Source organism: Microseira wollei NIES-4236 (genome assembly GCF_020521235.1).
In the GTDB taxonomy this organism is placed as follows: domain Bacteria; phylum Cyanobacteriota; class Cyanobacteriia; order Cyanobacteriales; family Aerosakkonemataceae; genus Microseira; species Microseira wollei.
The window spans coordinates 1-17156 of sequence record NZ_BLAY01000012.1 but is presented as its reverse complement, the minus strand read 5'-3'; the positions used below and the strand labels follow the sequence as shown (position 1 = coordinate 17156).

16 protein-coding genes and 1 tRNA gene are annotated in these 17156 nt (G+C 47.4%); 7 read left to right on the top strand and 10 right to left on the bottom strand.

Annotation, left to right across the window (positions count from 1 at the left end):
- Position 1 precedes the first annotated feature (1 nt).
- The 4 genes from tal to remA form a co-directional block, all read right to left on the bottom strand.
- Positions 2-1147: a transaldolase gene (tal, locus tag MiSe_RS05595; RefSeq protein WP_226575811.1), complete on the bottom strand. Its 1146-nt coding sequence runs from the start codon at positions 1145-1147 to the stop codon at positions 2-4.
- Between the two features lie 86 nt (positions 1148-1233).
- Positions 1234-2298, bottom strand: coding sequence for a class 1 fructose-bisphosphatase (gene fbp, locus MiSe_RS05590; protein WP_226575959.1), 1065 nt, complete (start codon positions 2296-2298; stop codon positions 1234-1236).
- A 638-nt stretch (positions 2299-2936) separates the two neighbouring features.
- The gene (locus MiSe_RS05585; RefSeq protein ID WP_226575809.1) at positions 2937-3152 is read right to left on the bottom strand and encodes a ssl0294 family protein; all 216 of its coding nucleotides are present in this window, start codon (positions 3150-3152) and stop codon (positions 2937-2939) included.
- 111 nt (positions 3153-3263) lie between these two features.
- Positions 3264-3530 carry an extracellular matrix/biofilm regulator RemA gene (gene remA / locus MiSe_RS05580; protein WP_226575807.1) on the bottom strand — a complete coding sequence of 89 codons (267 nt, stop codon included), beginning with the start codon at positions 3528-3530 and terminating at the stop codon, positions 3264-3266.
- Between the two features lie 231 nt (positions 3531-3761).
- Between remA and MiSe_RS05575 the strand changes: the two genes are divergently transcribed.
- Positions 3762-5549: an Rqc2 family fibronectin-binding protein gene (locus MiSe_RS05575; protein ID WP_226575805.1), complete on the top strand. Its 1788-nt coding sequence runs from the start codon at positions 3762-3764 to the stop codon at positions 5547-5549.
- A gap of 854 nt (positions 5550-6403) precedes the next feature.
- Here MiSe_RS05575 and MiSe_RS05570 read toward each other — a convergent pair.
- On the bottom strand, positions 6404-8074 hold the full coding sequence (locus MiSe_RS05570) for an iron uptake porin (RefSeq protein WP_444980465.1): 1671 nt from the start codon (positions 8072-8074) through the stop codon (positions 6404-6406).
- Positions 8075-8378: 304 nt separating this feature from the next.
- Between MiSe_RS05570 and MiSe_RS05565 the strand changes: the two genes are divergently transcribed.
- Both MiSe_RS05565 and MiSe_RS05560 read left to right on the top strand, forming a co-directional pair.
- Positions 8379-9386: a metal ABC transporter substrate-binding protein gene (locus tag MiSe_RS05565; RefSeq protein WP_373872756.1), complete on the top strand. Its 1008-nt coding sequence runs from the start codon at positions 8379-8381 to the stop codon at positions 9384-9386.
- 47 nt (positions 9387-9433) lie between these two features.
- Positions 9434-10255: a metal ABC transporter ATP-binding protein gene (locus MiSe_RS05560; RefSeq protein ID WP_226575800.1), complete on the top strand. Its 822-nt coding sequence runs from the start codon at positions 9434-9436 to the stop codon at positions 10253-10255.
- Positions 10256-10387: 132 nt separating this feature from the next.
- On the opposite strand, the gene MiSe_RS05555 is transcribed toward MiSe_RS05560, so the two are convergent.
- A complete protein-coding gene (locus tag MiSe_RS05555; RefSeq protein WP_226575798.1) occupies positions 10388-10798 on the bottom strand; it encodes an ArsR/SmtB family transcription factor in 411 nt (136 codons plus the stop codon).
- A 56-nt stretch (positions 10799-10854) separates the two neighbouring features.
- Here MiSe_RS05555 and MiSe_RS05550 point away from each other — a divergent pair, with 56 nt between their 5' ends.
- Positions 10855-11733: a metal ABC transporter permease gene (locus MiSe_RS05550; protein ID WP_226575790.1), complete on the top strand. Its 879-nt coding sequence runs from the start codon at positions 10855-10857 to the stop codon at positions 11731-11733.
- A 48-nt stretch (positions 11734-11781) separates the two neighbouring features.
- On the opposite strand, the gene MiSe_RS05545 is transcribed toward MiSe_RS05550, so the two are convergent.
- Positions 11782-11946 carry a metallothionein gene (locus tag MiSe_RS05545; protein ID WP_226575788.1) on the bottom strand — a complete coding sequence of 55 codons (165 nt, stop codon included), beginning with the start codon at positions 11944-11946 and terminating at the stop codon, positions 11782-11784.
- Positions 11947-12160: 214 nt separating this feature from the next.
- Between MiSe_RS05545 and MiSe_RS05540 the strand changes: the two genes are divergently transcribed.
- The 3 genes from MiSe_RS05540 to MiSe_RS05530 all read left to right on the top strand — a co-directional run bounded on the left by MiSe_RS05540 (position 12161) and on the right by MiSe_RS05530 (position 13956).
- Positions 12161-12233 (top strand) — tRNA-Phe (locus tag MiSe_RS05540).
- Positions 12234-12422: 189 nt separating this feature from the next.
- Positions 12423-12674: a hypothetical protein gene (locus MiSe_RS05535; protein ID WP_444980464.1), complete on the top strand. Its 252-nt coding sequence runs from the start codon at positions 12423-12425 to the stop codon at positions 12672-12674.
- A gap of 970 nt (positions 12675-13644) precedes the next feature.
- Positions 13645-13956, top strand: coding sequence for a DUF6679 family protein (locus MiSe_RS05530; protein WP_226575784.1), 312 nt, complete (start codon positions 13645-13647; stop codon positions 13954-13956).
- A gap of 232 nt (positions 13957-14188) precedes the next feature.
- Here the strand turns inward: MiSe_RS05530 and MiSe_RS05525 are convergent, their stop codons facing one another.
- From MiSe_RS05525 to MiSe_RS05520, 3 genes are all read right to left on the bottom strand, one after another.
- Positions 14189-15871 (bottom strand): MBL fold metallo-hydrolase, encoded by a 1683-nt coding sequence (locus MiSe_RS05525; RefSeq protein ID WP_444980463.1) that lies wholly within the window; start codon positions 15869-15871, stop codon positions 14189-14191.
- A gap of 462 nt (positions 15872-16333) precedes the next feature.
- On the bottom strand, positions 16334-16456 hold the full coding sequence (locus MiSe_RS54435; protein WP_507770101.1) for a DUF8629 family protein: 123 nt from the start codon (positions 16454-16456) through the stop codon (positions 16334-16336).
- A 335-nt stretch (positions 16457-16791) separates the two neighbouring features.
- Complete coding sequence (locus MiSe_RS05520; RefSeq protein ID WP_226575782.1) at positions 16792-17028, bottom strand: hypothetical protein; 237 nt, start codon at positions 17026-17028, stop codon at positions 16792-16794.
- Between the last annotated feature and the right edge of the window lie 128 nt (positions 17029-17156).

Below are 17156 nucleotides of genomic sequence, written 5' to 3'. Positions count from 1 at the left end.
ACTACGCAGGTGTCAACATTTTTACCTTGTCTTCCAGCGAGTTCATCAAGGATTGGAACGGCTGGACGAATTTGTCAATCCCATCGGTCAACAGTTCGTCCATAACTTGGTTAATATCGATGTCGATGTCCGGGTCTTTCAGACTTTCGATCAAGTTGTAAGCTTCTTCGATGTTCGATTCAATCCGATTTGCCGCGTTGCAGTGGTCCGCACAAGCTTCAATCGTAGCAGGCGGTAACGTATTAACTGTATCGGGGCCTACCAATTCATCCACGTACATCACGTCGCTGTATTCAGGGTTTTTGGTGCTTGTACTTGCCCACAATAGACGCTGCACTTTTGCACCTTTTTCTGCTAACGCTTTCCAGCGAGCGCTCTGAATTATCTCTTTATATTTCTGATACGCGATTTTGGCGTTAGCGATCGCAACTTTCCCCTTCACTGCGCGCAGTTTTGCTTCGAAGTTGATACTTTCAACGCCTGCTTTTAGCTTGCTGTCAATCCGACCATCGATGTTGCTATCAATGCGGCTGAGGAAGAAACTAGCAACTGAAGCAATGTTACTAATATCTTTCCCTTCAGCAGCTCGTTTTTCCAAGCCCTTAATATAAGCCCAGAAGCAATTGACGTAACTTTCTACCGAGAACAGCAGGGTAACGTTAACGTTAATGCCATCGGCAATAACTTGCTCAACAGCTGGCAATCCTGCTGTTGTGCCGGGAATTTTAATCATCACATTTTCCCGACCGATTTCTTGATAGTAGCGCCGCGCTTCTTCTATTGTGGCTTGTGTATCGTGGGCGATTGTTGGCGGTACTTCAATGCTGATGTAACCATCTAGCCCCTTGGATTCTTCGTAAATCGGGCGGAACATATCGCCAGCGTTGCGGATATCTTCAAATACGAGATATTCGTAAATTTTGTATGTGGGTAATCCGGCGCGCGCTCCTTTTTCGATATCGGCGTCGTAGATTTTGTTGCCAGCGATCGCTTTTTCAAAAATAGCCGGGTTCGAGGTAATCCCTCGCAGTCCCCGCGTCTCGATCAGGCGCTGCAGTTCGCCAGTTTGGATTAAATCGCGGGTCAAGTTATCCATCCAGATACTTTGACCCAATTGCTCAATTTCTAAGATATGGTTGGTTGTCATCCTTGTGTCCTTCTAATTGGTAATTGGTAATTTGTAATTGGTAATTGGTTAGATTTTAACTATTACCTATTACCCATTACCCCTATTTACGAATGAGCCATTACTTTGTCGCCTTGCTCCTTTGAGCTTTCGTTCACGAAAGATTCCACTAGAGCAACATCATCTTTACTGCCAACAATTAAAGGCGTGCGGGCATGAATTTTATCCGCCACTACATCCAAAATTGGCACTACTCCCGTACTCGCACGACCCCCGGCTTGTTCTGCTAAAAACGCGATGGGTGCAGCTTCGTAAAGCAAGCGCAACTTCCCTTCAGGTCGCTTTACCGTTCCTGGGTATAAAAACACCCCTCCTTGGAACAAAATGCGGTGGAAGTCTCCCACTAATGCCCCGCCGTAACGAGCGGTATAGCCCTCGTGACGGTGGACGTAGCGGATGTAGTCCCGAAACGATTCCTCCCACTGCCAGAAGTTACCTTCGTTGACGCTGTAAATCGCCCCGTGGTCGGGGATAATAATGTTCTCCGCCGAAAGAATAAACTCGCCTAAGCTGGGATCGAGGGTAAAGGCGTGAACGCCCTTGCCGATGGAATAAACCAGCATCGTGCTGGGGCCGTATAACACGTAACCTGCTGCAATTTGCTTGCGTCCGTTTTGCAGCAAGTCGCGCGCCAAACCGTCTTCGTCGTTTCCTTCTTGCTGGCGAATTGAGAAGATGGAACCGACGTTCAAATTGCTGTCTATGTTGGAAGAGCCATCCAGCGGGTCATATAGCAGGGTGTAGCGACCAATTGGGCAGTTTTCTGGAATGTAATAGGGTTTTTCCATTTCCTCGGATGCCAAGCGACAAACAAGGCCGCTTTGCTCTAATACCGAGATAAAAGCTTCATTGGCGTACACGTCCATGTTTTTGACGGACTCTCCCTGTACGTTGATTTCCCCCGTCACTCCCAGCACATTTTCCATTAATCCGGCACGGCTGAGGTGGCGAGCAATCAATTTGCCTGCCAGAGCAATACGACCCATGATGGCACTGAGATCCTGTGCCTCTGTAGAAAAGCTCCCCAGTTGCTGCAAGACGTGACGCGACAGCGTCATGCAATCCCGTTTGAGGTTACGTTCTTGAGCGATTGGCGGATGCGTGTCTGCCATTGTTTTGTTCAAAATTCCCCGCTGGCTGCCGATGCTAAAAAGGCAAAATGGAAAAGATTTTTTTTCTGCTTGGACGGGTAAATTTAATTCCAGCATCTGTCTGGCGACAGATGATTGTGGTAAACTTACTTACCCATACAAATTTTTGCCTTGTTTTGAGTGGAGAGAAAAGCGGGGCGGGGTTTACCGCTTTCCTGTAAACCGATGTGGGTTTAATTGGTATGGGCGCTGTTGAAGAGATGGCTAATCGACTGGGCAAAAAAATAGTCGCAGCCCTTGGTCTTCCTCGCTGGTTGGGTTTGGCAAGATTGTTAACGTTTCTAGCGCGGAGGACGAGTTTTGGGTTAGACAATGCCCAGGGCGATCGCTCTACTATTTCAACGCCCTAGCTCCTTTAGTTTTATTTTAGGAAAGCTTTGCTAAATCGTTCTCTAACTTTAGATGAACTATAGAATTGGTTTTTCCTGACAAGGGTGTTTGGCACGGCTTGCCACAAGTCAAGAGTATTTTTTACGGCATTTGGCAAATTTTAGATTTTTTTAATCATGAAGGTCAAAGCTAGGAACAGAAAGCATTTAGGTTTTCGCCGACCTTCATGAATAAAGAGGTTGTGAAATACCAAAATCTAAGATCGGTCTTCAGTCTATGGAAATAGATTGGGGGCCTGTTTTACCATTTTGGTCAAGAGGTGCATGGGCAGTTTGAGTATTAATACCGGCTTCTCGCTCGAGCCAAGATTTGATCGGTTCATCGGTTAACTTCAGTCGCAACATCCCGGCAAAAAAGCCGCCCAAAAAGGCAACTGGTTGCTGGGTGAGTTCTCGGAAGATGGGTGTCAGTTCATCCAAAAACATTGAGCGTCTCCTTAGAGGGCAACTAGGTTGAACGAGCCATGTCGAATTTTAGCGCGCCCAAAGCCCAGCTTGTCCTGTGGACAATCCGGCGCGCCATCCTATATTGCCGATTCAGTGGTCGCTGGTAGAACTATCTTTCGAGATCACAAAGCGGTTAGCAACGGTTTCCGGTTGGATCGCCGACAGAATCACGTGGCTGGAATCGGTTATAATCACTGCTCTAGTGCGACGACCGTAGGTGGCGTCAATTAGTTGCCCGCGATCGCGGGCATCCGTGATGATACGCTTGATCGGAGCAGATTCTGGACTAACTATGGCAACCACCCGGTTTGCAGACACAATGTTGCCAAAACCAATATTGATTAGCTGAATTTCCATGTCTCATTTACGGTCTAGCTGTGTGAGGGGCAATATTTAAGTCTATTTTCAATGTTAAAGCCAAAAAATTGGACTTACAAGCCAAAAATCCGGCTAAATTCTTGTTTTAAGCTTATATTTCCGTTAGCATCGCTCCAGGGGTATACTTTCACCCACTTGACTTCGCCAACAATCTGCAAAAATAGAAACAGAACCGAGCATCAAAGTCATCACTCACCAAAAGATTTAGTTTTGCAACTTGTTGATTTGACCACGCTTGCGGCTGCTTGTTGGGAGGTGCGTGCAGACTGGCTACCAGCGCGCACCGAACAGGTTTATCAGCGCGATCGCTACACTATCGCCTTGGCATTACGCACCCTCAAACAACGAGGTTGGCTGACTATATCCTGGCACCCCGTCGCCGCACGCCTCCATATCGGCACACCGCCACCCAAAACCCCCGATACATTTACTTTTAGCCAGCAGTTACGCCACGCTTTGGGTGGTTTAGCATTGATAGATATTGTGGCGATCGCTCCTTGGGAGCGGGTTTTAGACCTCCAATTCGGCAGGCGTCCGGGGGAACCCCCCCTGTGGCATCTTTATGTCGAAATTATGAGCAAATACAGTAACGTCATCCTCACCGATCGAGATCGCCTCATCGTTACTGTCGCCCATCAAGTCGATCGACAACAATCGAGCGTCCGCCCGATTCTAACCGGACAACCCTACGAATTCCCACCCGCCCTCACCGATGCAATTCCCAGTTTGAGCGAATCTATGGAACGCTGGCAACAACGAGTTAGCCTAGTTCCAGGCGCTATCTCTCGCTGTTTGCTCAAAAGCTATCGCGGCTTAAGTACGCCCCTGATACAGTCAATGATACAAGCTGCCGGATTGGATAGCGATCGCAACACCGATAGCCTAAACTCCGAAGAATGGCAGCAATTGTTTCATCGCTGGCAACAATGGCTGCAAGTTTTGGCAGGATGTGGTGTAGAAACGGGTTTTACCAACAATCTTGGGTCGACACCGGGTGGGAAATTCCAACCCGGTTTTACGGCAAAGGGCTACACAGTAATGGGTTGGGGCATTATAGAACCAGCACAAGACGTGCAAACTTTACTCGACCAATACTATACCGCCCAACTAAACCAACAAGAATTTACCGCCCTACGCCATCAACTGAGCCAAAAACTTAACAGCGTTTTGCATAAATTGCGGCTCAAGGCGAATACATTTGAAGAACGCTTGCAACAATCAGATCGCGCCGAACAATATCGCCAACAAGCAGATCTGTTAATGGCACACCTGCAAAACTGGGAACCAGGGATGAAGTCAATCGCCCTCCCCGACTTTGAAACCGGCAATCCCGTTACAATTCCCTTAGAACCAGAAAAAAATGCCATCCAAAATGCCCAAAGACTATATAAGCAGCACCAAAAATTAAAACGCGCTCGCAGTGCGGTTGAGCCGCTTTTAGCGGAAGTTAAGGCAGAAATCCAGTATTTGGAACAGGTAGAGGCATCCCTAACCCAATTTCCCGCCTACAGCACAGGGGAAGATTTGCTGGCATTAAAAGAAATTCGGGAAGAATTAATTGCACAAGGATATCTAGAAGATCCAGAATATCGCAGTCCCGCTAAAGGGGAAGCAGCGAGCAAACCTTATCAATACCGCACGCCGAGTGGGTTTGAATTGTTAATAGGTCGTAACAACCAACAAAACGATCGCTTGACTTTTCGCCTTGCTTCTGATTATGACCTGTGGTTCCACACCCAAGAAATACCCGGTAGTCACGTGCTGCTGCGTCTGGAACCAGGATCGGTTCCGGAACAAGCCGATCTCGAATTCGCTGCCGATCTAGCAGCTTACTACAGTCGCGCCCGACAAAGCGACCAAGTGCCCGTCGTTTATACCAAACCCGCACAAGTCTACAAACCCAAGGGCGCTAAACCAGGCGTAGCAATATACAAGCAAGAGCGGGTGATTTGGGGGCGTCCCCAACGCGGAAGCGACTATGTGAAGTACCTACACTGATACTTCGTATACAGTGTAGGCTTCCCGTCTCACTCGCCGTCGCCACGTTGGGGATATCACAAGGATATTCGGGACACGAGCCCGATGATGGTCTTACACAGCGTCTCTGATCTTGCGACCTTTATCTCCTCAAAGGGAGAACCCAGGCAGCCGCCCGTCTTCCACAGGCAGTTTAAATTTTGTTTTGGTACGCTCACCTTGGATTTACGACAATGGTCAACCAGCCACCATCCTCACGTTTTCCCGATCTCTGATGTTTCTGCGGCAAGTCTGACTACTTTGAAGTTAGCCTTTCTGTTCCATACAGTCGGGTGGGTCATCAACCATTTATATAATATCATAGATGTATCCATCTTGGCGATACATTATGAAGGAGAAATCCATTAGGATTAGGCTATCTCAGAAACGATACGATAAACTCAAAGCCTATGCACAGAGCAAAGAAAAAGCGGTTACGCAGTTGGTTGAAGATTGGATTGACCGCCTACCAACAAAGGATATTGGGGATTCCTCATCGACCCCACTCCCTAACCAACCTAACTGCTGATATCGGTCGGGGGTCAATTCCTCATCCCCCAACAATTCATCAAGGGCACTGACCCTAGCGGGTGAGCGTGTGAGCCTTCTTGTTGAAATAGGTAAAGAATACCGAACCAAACTCAGAGTAAGCACCGATCGCAAAGGTACACATACCCTGATACTATAGTGTTAAGAAACTTAACCCGCTGACGACTTGGGAACGCGCAGTCCGGGTTTCCTCAGTTTCAAACGACAACAAAACATCTGTATTTTTTCAGACCAGCCTTTGATCCGGCTGGTCTTTACACAATACAGGAACTTGTTAGCTAGGCAGTCTAGAAACTAAAAGTCGTGCGGATGGTACCGATGATAACATCATCGTTATTTTTGTTGTGGTCGGGGGCGGTGAGCCAAATAACTCCAGGAGTAATAGAGATATTATCTGTCACCTGGATTTGATACAACGCTTCGATGTGGAAGGAAACATCATCATCGTCGCCACCTAGATCGCGGTTATTCAAATCATTCGATAAACGAGAACTCGCATCGGCGATTGGTTCGACACCCACGATAATACCTGCTAGATTACCTTTTTTACCCAAATCGGGAAAGGCTAAGCTAACGGCGGCGTTGTAGATTTGAATCTCGCCTCGGTTAATTTGTCCGCCCAGGGTGGAAAGAGTGCGAGTGTTGGTGTAACCCGCCCAACCACCAATGGCAAATCCTTTGCTAATTTGCCAAGATAAGCCAAATCCGTAAGAATTGCTAGAAATTGGCAGATCAGATCCTTGTAACCCACTTGCTTCCAATCGCGCATCAGTACCATCGGCTAAATATGATCGCAAGTTAGCAATGCGACTACCCGTTCCCAGGTCGGTGTTGTAGGAGTTAACGTAGGTTAAACCGAACTTGAAGTTTTTGCTGGGTTTGAAGGTGAGTTGAGCGATCGCACCATATGGCCCATTAAACAACCCATTCCCATCTAAGGGAATATTAGCTGTTTCCGAATTGGCGCGATACCCCAAGCTGAGTTCTACACTATCGCTAAACTCGTGTCTCAGACCGATCCCGGTGCCATCGGCGAGGTAATATATGGCATGGCGCGTACCAAAACGGGATAGGGAACCGCTAGCACCATCCCCGTCAAAGAAGGGGTTAAGCGTATCGGTAAAACTATCCGATCCCGCTGCATTCGCAGAAAGTACGACTTGAGTGCGATCGCCCACGGGAAACCTGTAGGACAATTCATCAAGTACGATATCGCTATCTCCGGTGCCAAACGCCCCCGCACCATAGATTAAATCGCCTTCCGGTGTCAATGTATTATTGGCAGAAAAGGCATTTAAGTTCCCCGCCTGAAGTCGCGTCCTGAGTAAATCTTTCCCGCTGAAGCTGGTTTCAAAATTCAGACGTGTCCGGTGTGCCAAAACGGGTACGCGGTCTATCTCCTCGCCAAAGGCATTTTCTCCTGCTATAATACCCGCCGCTGCAAAGATTACTTCTCCAGCTAGCTTGGTCGTAGTAGAAAATTGCTGTGCTTCTAACCTAGCGAGGCGAGGTTCTAGCGCATCTACCCTTCCCCGCAACGAAGCTAGTTCGGATCTAAATTCTTCTTGCAACCGCCGGATAGTGGCGATATCTTCTTTACTCGGTAAGTCAGATACTGCTGCTGCTATTAGTTCCTGAATCCGGTCTAAGCAAGCATTTAACCCGGCGGCGAATTCATAGCGCGTTAAGGCGCGGTTTCCCCTGTAGGTGCGGTCTGGGTAACCTTCTATACAACCGTAGCGTTCAACCAGGGATTGCAGCGCTTGAAATGCCCAGTGGGTAGGGTCTACGTCGGTTAGCTGAGAAACCGATGTAACTTGGGCGAGAGGGTCTGGTGACTGGGTACTGGTGTTGCTGTATAGGTCGATTTGTTGTAAAATCTTTCCCTCTTGGGAGGTAGGTGAGATTTCTCCTGGGTGAGATAGAGTCGGGGTTGCAGGGATGGTGGCTGTCGCCATCGCTAGCACCGCACCCACTAGGGCTGGACTGACTGGGAGCTTGTTGCAGTTTATTCTCAATTTATTCAATCTCTTAATCCTCACACCAATTTCAGCTTAACAGCAATTTATCATTACACCACTTAAGCTCCAGACGCTACCCCTTCCAGAAAACTTAGTTTTTTGCCCGACATAAGTGCTATTAACTTGCAATAATTCTGCCCCGTGCCACCCTTTCCAAACCTTGCGTCTTGGGAAGATAGGGATTTGTCAGCAGAACGATCTTAATTCTGGCATCTATATTTAGAATAAGATCTATTCTCAAATGGTTCTACGGCAGTATCGCCAGCCGTGGAGTCAAAGGAGGGAAACCGTGAATCGGCCTAATTTGCCAAAATTTATACTAGGTTTGTTCTTGACTTGCTTGCTAGTAGCAGGCTGCACGCAAACCGAATCAAAGCCTACAGCCCCCGTAGCAAAGCCTACACCTGAAAAGCCGAAACTAAGGGTAATAACAACGTTCTTGCCTATGTATTGGTTTACACAGGCAGTGGCGGGAGAGTTGGCGCAGGTGGATGTGTTGGTACCTCCGGGTGTGGAAGTGCATGACTACCAAGCAACGCCGAAAGACGTGAGTGCGATCGCGCAGGCCGATATTCTGGTAAAAAATGGCTTGGGTTTAGAAGAATTTCTCGAAAATACGATCAAAAACGCCCAGAATACCAAGCTCAAACAAATAGATGCCAGCAGCGGTATTAAACCCGTGGAAGAAATTTCTCCCGTTGTTAAACCAATTAAATCAGACCACGACGACGAACATGGTGCTGGAAACCCGCATGTATGGCTAGATCCAGTTTTAGCAATTAAACAGGTAGAAAATATTCGAGATGGATTAATTGCCGCCGATCCAAATAATAAAGCAACTTACGAAGCCAACGCCGCTGCCTATATCCAAAAACTGAAAGAATTAGACCAACAATATCAGCAAAAATTGCAGCCGTATCGCAATACTTGCACGTTTATTACCTTCCACGATGCATTTCCCTATCTGGCACAGCGATATCAGCTTAAGCAAGTAGCAGTGGTAGAGATTCCGGAAGATCAACTTTCGCCGGAGGATGTACAAAAAACAATAGCAGCCGTTAAAAAGTACAATGTGAAAGCGCTATTCGACGAACCGGGAACGGATAATAAATTGCTGACCAGTCTTTCTCGTGACTTAAACTTGACCCTGCGAAATTTGGATTCCCTGGAAAGCGGCCGCACCGATCCCCAGCATTATTTTACTGCTATGGGTAGCAATTTGCAAGCACTTCAAGCTGCTTGTCAGTAAATTGAAATTGTTTTGAGTCGTGAAGAAAGAGAGTTAAATGGGAGAGAATGAATTATAATGCAGCCTTGGTTGTAAAAGTAGAAGGGTTAACGGTATACCGGGGCAATTATCCAGCAGTTAGGGATGTTTCATTTGAACTATTGCCGGGAACGGATACGGCAATAATAGGCCCAAATGGATCGGGTAAAAGTACGTTGGTACAAGCAATTTTAGATTTAATTCCGCGCAGTGGAGGAAAGATTGAAATCTTCGGTTACCCGATCCAAAATTTGGGGAGAATGCGGCGTTTAATTGGATATATTCCCCAAAATTTTATTTTCGACCGCAGCTTTCCGATTTCTGTGGGTGAATTGGTAGCTTTGGGATGGAGGGAGGGGAGACGCGGCGAAGCGGGGACGCGGGGACGGGGTGAAGGGAAGCAGAACTCAAGACCAGATAGAGGATACTGGTTTTGGCACAAAGATAGGGAAAAAGACGAAGCGATCGCATCTTCTCTAAAACGAGTAGGTGCGTATCACCTACGTACTCAAGCGATTGGAACTTTAAGTGGAGGAGAACTCAAGCGGGTGTTATTAGCGTACTGTTTAGTAAGTCCCCGCAGATTGTTAGTATTAGACGAAGCATTTGCCGGATTGGATGTTTCCGGAGAAGCAGATTTTTACAGTTTGCTGCACACACTCAAAAGCGAACAAGGTTGGACGGTATTGCAGGTTTCTCACGATATCGATATGGTAGATAGACATTGCGATCGCGTCCTTTGTCTCAACCAAACTCTGTTATGTTCGGGAGAACCCCAGACTATCCTTTCGCCCCAAAATCTATTAGCAACCTATGGCCCTGCTTTCAGTCGCTATCAACACCACCATTGATTTTATCTCAAGTTGCTAGTTATAGACATGGGGGTTGCTAATAGCTAATTGCTAATTGTGAGCTTACTCATATCATTCGATTAGCCATTAGCCATTAGCCGCAGATTTGAGATTGAAAGTTTAAATCTGCAATTAACCTGTTTCATCTAAATGTTCGGCAACGGCATGGTAAAGGTCGAGGACGTGGCGATCTTGAAGACGATAGAAAACATGGCGTCCTTGTTTGCGGTAGCTTACCAGTCGCATGGCACGCAAGACGCGCATTTGATGGGAAACTGCCGATTCGCTCATTTCCAGTGCTGCTGCTAAATCGCCGACGCAGCGTTCTTTGACTGCCAAAATTGAAAGAATCCGCAGACGATTGGCATCTCCCAAAAGGCTAAAAAATTCTGCCATGCGTTGAGCTTTTTCGGTGCTTAACAGTTGACCTTTGAGGTGATGAACTTGTGAAAGCTCAACTGGGTGTGGCGGATTGCAGGTCAGCTGTTCTGATTCTTCAACGGAATTGGTTATATTTGCTTCAACAGCCGGGTTTGCTGACATATTAAACTTACAAGTGACAATAATTCTTGAGATGGATTTGTATAAGTGGTGTAAAAATGATTTTACTTGACTTACTGAATAATTTTAGCTTGTTTGCGATCGCAGCGGAAAATGACTTGATAACGCTGCTACAGTTTCCGTTTATGCAGCGGGCGATCGCGGGTGGTATATTAATGGGAGTGTGGGGAGGCTTACTCGGCAGCTTTGTCACTCTCAGGCAATTATCCTTTTTTAGCCACGCCGTAGGTCACTCGGCTTTAGTGGGAATTGTTTTAGGGGTTTTGCTACAGTTAAACCCCACCTGGATGCTGCTACCCTTTACTCTCGCGTTTGGTTTAGTTGTACTTTATCTCATCGACCAAACCAACTTAGCCAGCGATAACATCCTCAACGTTGTTTTATCGGGAACTTTAGCAATTGGAATTATCCTCAGCAGCTTGGTGAGAGGTTATCGAGGCGGTTTGATGAATGTGCTGTTTGGGGATATTCTCGCCATCGACGTAACAGACTTAATACTCACCTGCGTTTTAATCCTGGGTGGTAGCATTTATCTGTTCTCCACCCTACAGCAGCAAATCCTACTCACACTTAATCCAGCAGTGGCGAAAGTTCAAGGCATCCCAGTTCAGCTTCACCGCTACTGGTTTGTCGTACTGCTGTCTTTAACCGTTGCCTTAGCAACTAAAGCGATAGGAATTTTATTAGTAAATGCTTTCTTGGTTATCCCAGCTTCCGCCGCCAAATTGTTGAGTCACCAATTTAGCCGCTTTCTGGCACTATCCGTAATAATTGGCGCTACCAGTAGCATTGTCGGCATTCTTTTGTCTGGACTACCCCTGCTAAACTGGCCTTCTGGTCCCAGCATCGTGTTAGTCCAGTTTTTGATATTTCTAGCCGTTATCGGCGTCACCAAGCTAAAAATTCCAGCCACTTGAAACTTAACCCCACCCGAAAACACCTTTGCGGGTGGGATTTTGAGTACTTTAGCCGCAGCTGCAACCGTGATGTTCGCAGCCTTTGCCATTTGGGTGACCGTCGGCACAGGCATCGCTGCAATAGTACTTGCCGTTTTTTTCAATCGCGTCGCTGAGAGAAACAACGCAGACGCAGGACTCACAAGCACATTTCATTGAAGTTACGGTGGTCATGGCCATCTCCTAATCTATGCTTCTCTACTATAACGTATGAACAACTATTCACATATTAGTCGAGGCAAATCTTTACAAAACCGTCTGGGAGAGGGTTGGCCGTCAAGTGTAACGGGAGTTGGAAGCCTGGTTAAAATATTTTTAGCGCTGATCTCGATAGGGGCTTGCCAAAACCGCCAAAGGTTTGTTAAATTAATAAAGGACTGAAAAAAGCGCCGGGATAGCTCAGTTGGTAGAGCAGAGGACTGAAAATCCTCGTGTCACCAGTTCAAGTCTGGTTCCTGGCATTAACCACAACCCGTAAAAATACTAAATTTCAGGGTTTGAGGATCAAATTTGAAATTAGAGTCGATGCAATGAGGGCTAACCCTCTATTATATCCCAATTTACGGAACCTATCTATTATTTACTGCGCTAGACAGATGTTTTAGGCTAAGGATAACTATTTATTCGTGCATCAAGGAAGCCCTATCGTGATGATTCGCTCACTGGTAGAGTCTGCTTTTCAAACGGGGTGCCTCAGTGTCGCTTCAGAAGGTCTTATCGGTCAAGTTCTAGCGACGAAAGGCTACCAGTCAGCTGACTTAGAAGCTCTCGTTACGCTTTACAATGCGCTTAACTCAGGTCAGATTCACCGAGAGGCGCGCTCTGACGCGATCCAAAGATTAGCAGAGTCTTGTCAACAGCGTCAGGTATCTGTTTCATCAAGTTACTGCCTATTGATTTGATACTCGTGAAGGCGCTTTCCCGGCAGGGAAGCGCCTTGTGGGTCGCCAAACAATCGCCACTCCCAGGAAGGGGGGGTATTGATGCGCCGTCAGATATCCGTTTTTTTGACCCAGGACTGAGGTAAAGAAACCGGGTTGCTATGAAAAATCGTCGTTGGGAAAATAGAGATGGCAGCAAGAAACTTTGGTGATAGGAACGCCCTGGCGTAAGTCGGGTGACCAAATCCTGATGTGAGAATAATCAAGCGTAACGGTTTTGCAGCCGCTTGAGAGACAACAATGTCAGGAAAAAGCGATGAACGGGTAAAGTTTGTGCTAGGATACCGGCAGGTAGGTTCCAAATAATCGATTCCGACGCGAGTCGGCATGAAGCTTTAGCAGAAGTAATGCTGCTTTTAAAGAGAGCGAGCCTCCAATCACCTGTGGGAAGCGCTCTCAAAAGCTAGTTTGGTGGAACATACCTGAAATGAACGATGGGGAGGCGATCGCTTCTGACACGTTGGTGATAACCTGATATGTTAAGTGAAATTTATGAATTAAGCATTCGATTTTCGAGTGGAATCCTATAAAGTTGCTTACCGACCTGTGAGACAAAGACAATTGTTTATAGAATAATAAGTAGAGCAACGCGATCGCCCTCAGGTAATGCTCGTCTTCCTGAATGCACCGAACCCTAAATGACAAATGCTCAGGCTGCTTTTAAGCTCCAAAGAAATTTTGCACCAACTATCTGCGGCTCAATTCGCGCGAAACCTTGTATCAATAAATCATCAGCCACGGCAAAAGAGTGCTGTATGCAAAAGGGGATGATTTACAAAGAGACGGTTACAGCTACAGATTTGCCTATATCATGGGTAAGAGGCAAAAAAGTATCTATTTTTAAGGCAGAAAAATTGCTACACTCACCTGCAATTCTGGTGAAAAATTTGATTCATCATTTAAAGAGTTCCCTGGTTAGGAGAAGGAACACATGCTACACCGCAAGATATATCAACTCTGTTGCGATGGTCGTGAAGTCTGTGTTTTCTTGCGGGACCAGCAACGCTGGATAGAACGCGCTCGCATCATTGACATAGAAGGAGATTTAGTGACGCTGCGCTATGAAACCGATGAAGAAGACGAAATTTCTTCTTGGGAAGAGATGGTGCGCCTAGAAAGCATAGGTGCTGTGAGTCAGAAGTTGGCTTCAGTCCCGAGAGGGAATGTCGAACCCCTGGTTTCGGACGATTGTCCGGAAGCAGAACAAATCCGCAACCGCTACTCAGACTCTTCAGAAGGGTAAGGCATCGAATAAAACAATAGCAGATTGAAGATTTCAGATTGGCATAAAATCTGAAATCTGCAATTGTTGTATCTCAGGACTTACGCAAGGGCGTTCCTATCACCAAAGTTTCAAGCTGCTTCCGCGAGTGCTAGGGGTGTGCATATCTCTAGTTCCAAAGCGACGATTTTTCAGAGAAACTTTGGTGTTTGCTCGAGTTCTGTATCTGAAATCGGCCTTGCCCAATGCCATACTATTTTTTGGCTTCATCAATCCCTGCAGCTGGCTCAAATACGGGACAGTAACCATCGGGGGTCACCTTGAAGCCAAATAGTGGCGACGCTTGATTCCAACAGCGTTGACCGCGCTGATGGCGGCAATTACCGCAGCAGGCGAGGTCAGTGGGTAGGGAGCGATCGCTGCGGTCAGCGAGGAGTTCCCGTTGGGATAGCCCGCGCAATACCAATTCTTCACCCTGCCAGCGGGCTTCTACTAAACCAGTATCGGCAAAAGCTTGCCAGCGAGGATCGGCGGCGATCGCATCGGGTAGGGTAATCGTCACCACCGTGCCTAACTCGGTCAACTCGCCCTCGTAGTTGGTTTCCGGTGCGGCGGGTTGCAGAAAAGTTTCGCCAATCGGCAGTTCGACTAAAGTGCCAGCAGCAGGACAGTGGACGTGGTAGCGATTTTGTAACTCATCTAACCCGGTTAAATCCGCCAAATAGGTGGAATTACCGTGGATAAACACCACGTGCTGGGGACGCAGATTGTGAATTAGCTGGGTTGTTCCCGGACCATCGCAATGCTGGGCGAGTAAATAGGTTTCCACCGTCAAACGCCCGGTTTTGATGTCGGTTTTGAATTGTTTGGCAGCATCGGGAAACCAATCGCGAGTTAATTCGACCCAACTCGCTGATTCGGGGGTACTGGCAAAACGACTGGGTCGTTGGGGGAGTAGGATTAACCAAGAACTGAGGTCTGCATCCAGATATTCCCTTAAATCGGCAGTTTCATCAGTGATAACGATGCAGGGAGATTGACCGATACTGTGACGCAGTTCGGGTGGTAGCCGCCGCACGCGGGGACGGATTTTTTCATCCCAGAATAAAGGTTGATGGCGGGAAAAATTCTGTACCGATGTGGGTAGGTGGGGCAGTAGATTCAAGTACGCATCGCACCCAGCCGCCACGTTGCCATCTACCCAAATATCGATATTTCGACCTGTAAATTGGTGATGACTCCGCAGCAGCATGAGTATTTCTTGCCCCAGTCCCAAAGCTGGTACTGGTAGCAAAACAGATTGCTCTGTGGCTAAAGCGCGACTAATGCGTTCGGCTAGCTGGTTTTCCTGCTGACGGCGGTGCGGATGGCGCGCCGTGCCGTAAGTCCCCTCAATAATCAGTACTTCAGGCTCTAATCCCCGCAACGCTTCTAGGGGCAACCCATCTACCAGCCGCGAGTTCGACAAGAAAAAGTCTCCCGTATAAAGTAGGGTATAACTGCGGCGGTTTGTGGTGTAGGTGAGTCGGATTGCTGTCGCTCCCGGCAGGTGTCCGGCTGGATATAATTCGCACGACAGTCCATCGGCAAACTCTACCGGACTTCGCAACGGTAAAGCTTGGCAAAAATTGGGGATTTTGTTGGGGTCTATACTCGTCCAATTCAGCGGCAACAGGTAGGTAGTCGCCTCGCTGGCGTATATTGGCAATTGGGGAAAAGCCTGATGCAGCGCCAATAAACCCCTAGCATGATCCGGGTGGGCGTGACTACACAGCACTAAATCCGCTGGCAGTTCCTGGTCTAAACCTGCTGCCAGCGGCGATATGTCTGCCATGCCACAGTCTAACAGAATGCGGTATGGCCCCATCCGCACGAGTAGACAAACCCCTTCATCCTCGTGATTAACACTATAAGGAAAGCATTCCAGCTCGATCACAATCAACCTTTGCCTGTAAACGCCTTATCGCTGTTTACAGAAATATAGTATTTTTGCGCGTAACAAAAAAGCGCGGTAAACCCCCGCTCCTGCCATATTTTAATTGAGTGATAGGCAAATTATTGCACTTTTATGTGCCGTATCACTAGAAAAATAAAAATCGGAGTTAAATCGAGCCAATGTAGGCATATTGATACCCGGGGTTTGGATATAATTCATCTAGGCGTTAATGCGCCCCGATTGAAATTAGAGTACCAGATCTAGGCTTGCTTATTAGTCGAACGGGTATATATTAAAACACTATAAAACGCAAATCCGGCATCCTGAAACATCGATTTAAAAAAAATTGCTGGCAGAGGGAAATTTGGATTTATGCTGGGTAAGGCTTGCTGGCAATCGGCGAGCCTTACCCGGTGAGGCAATAATCTCGCGACACCGAGCGCGGGAGAGTTGCCAGTTGCTTTAGTGAGCCGAGCCGTTACCGTGATAGTTGTCTGTGTCGTAAAACCCGTTTTTGGTGCCAAAAAACAGGCTTGAAAGGATAAACACAAAGGTTAATCCCACTAAAATCAGCTTAACGTCCATTGGTTTGATATGCTCCCGTTAAGGTGGATGAACTTTGACACTCCCTGACTTAAAAGTACAGGGATTCTTAAGACTTCACAGCCTTAATATCCTGATTTCTCAGGTTCCCAGGCTCACCACTGTTGCCACAAGGGCGTAGTGATATCTCCTGACATTTTTTTGGGCGTTTAGAACCAACAGGTTCAGGTTTCCCAGAGTCCCCACGTACCATACCCGACGAAATCGTCCTGGTGCTTGCACTGCATCCCTTGCATGAATGACGGGGGTGCAAGTGCTTCTGGTTAACCATGATAATAGTACATTTAACCAGAATTGGTCAGCCGATGTACGCAATTCTAGAGGCGAATCTCTCGTCCCAACTCGGTGAAGCGAACGGTTTTGACGCGCCATTGGGTATTTCTGGTTAGGGTTTGGCGCAGGCTGCCAAAAAGGATAAACTGTTCGCAACTGCTAAAAGAGACAAAACGCTTGGAGCCGGACGCCCGTCTAAAATCGACGGTGACTTCACCTCGATCGCGTTTGAACTTGACGCTGTATCCGGCTAGTCTAAACCCAGGGATACGCACCCGCATTTTGACACTCCCCGGCTTAAAAGACCGGGGATTCTAAGCTCATCGTCAGAACTTGCTCCACCAGGGTTTCCCCAAGCAGAGTAGCGGTTCCAACTCCCTTAGCGTTACTTTGGGGATGCCCTCCCCTA

Bases quoted from the DNA above. Each gene is read 5' to 3' on its own strand.
- tal (WP_226575811.1), bottom strand. From the start codon at position 1,147: ATGACAACCAACCATATCTTAGAAATTGAGCAATTGGGTCAAAGTATC.
- fbp (WP_226575959.1), bottom strand. From the start codon at position 2,298: ATGGCAGACACGCATCCGCCAATCGCTCAAGAACGTAACCTCAAACGG.
- MiSe_RS05585 (WP_226575809.1), bottom strand. From the start codon at position 3,152: ATGTTTTTGGATGAACTGACACCCATCTTCCGAGAACTCACCCAGCAA.
- remA (WP_226575807.1), bottom strand. From the start codon at position 3,530: ATGGAAATTCAGCTAATCAATATTGGTTTTGGCAACATTGTGTCTGCA.
- MiSe_RS05570 (WP_444980465.1), bottom strand. From the start codon at position 8,074: ATGGCGACAGCCACCATCCCTGCAACCCCGACTCTATCTCACCCAGGA.
- MiSe_RS05565 (WP_373872756.1), top strand. From the start codon at position 8,379: ATGGTTCTACGGCAGTATCGCCAGCCGTGGAGTCAAAGGAGGGAAACC.
- MiSe_RS05560 (WP_226575800.1), top strand. From the start codon at position 9,434: ATGAATTATAATGCAGCCTTGGTTGTAAAAGTAGAAGGGTTAACGGTA.
- MiSe_RS05555 (WP_226575798.1), bottom strand. From the start codon at position 10,798: ATGTCAGCAAACCCGGCTGTTGAAGCAAATATAACCAATTCCGTTGAA.
- MiSe_RS05550 (WP_226575790.1), top strand. From the start codon at position 10,855: ATGATTTTACTTGACTTACTGAATAATTTTAGCTTGTTTGCGATCGCA.
- MiSe_RS05545 (WP_226575788.1), bottom strand. From the start codon at position 11,946: ATGACCACCGTAACTTCAATGAAATGTGCTTGTGAGTCCTGCGTCTGC.
- MiSe_RS05535 (WP_444980464.1), top strand. From the start codon at position 12,423: ATGATTCGCTCACTGGTAGAGTCTGCTTTTCAAACGGGGTGCCTCAGT.
- MiSe_RS05530 (WP_226575784.1), top strand. From the start codon at position 13,645: ATGCTACACCGCAAGATATATCAACTCTGTTGCGATGGTCGTGAAGTC.
- MiSe_RS54435 (WP_507770101.1), bottom strand. From the start codon at position 16,456: ATGGACGTTAAGCTGATTTTAGTGGGATTAACCTTTGTGTTTATCCTT.
- MiSe_RS05520 (WP_226575782.1), bottom strand. From the start codon at position 17,028: ATGCGGGTGCGTATCCCTGGGTTTAGACTAGCCGGATACAGCGTCAAG.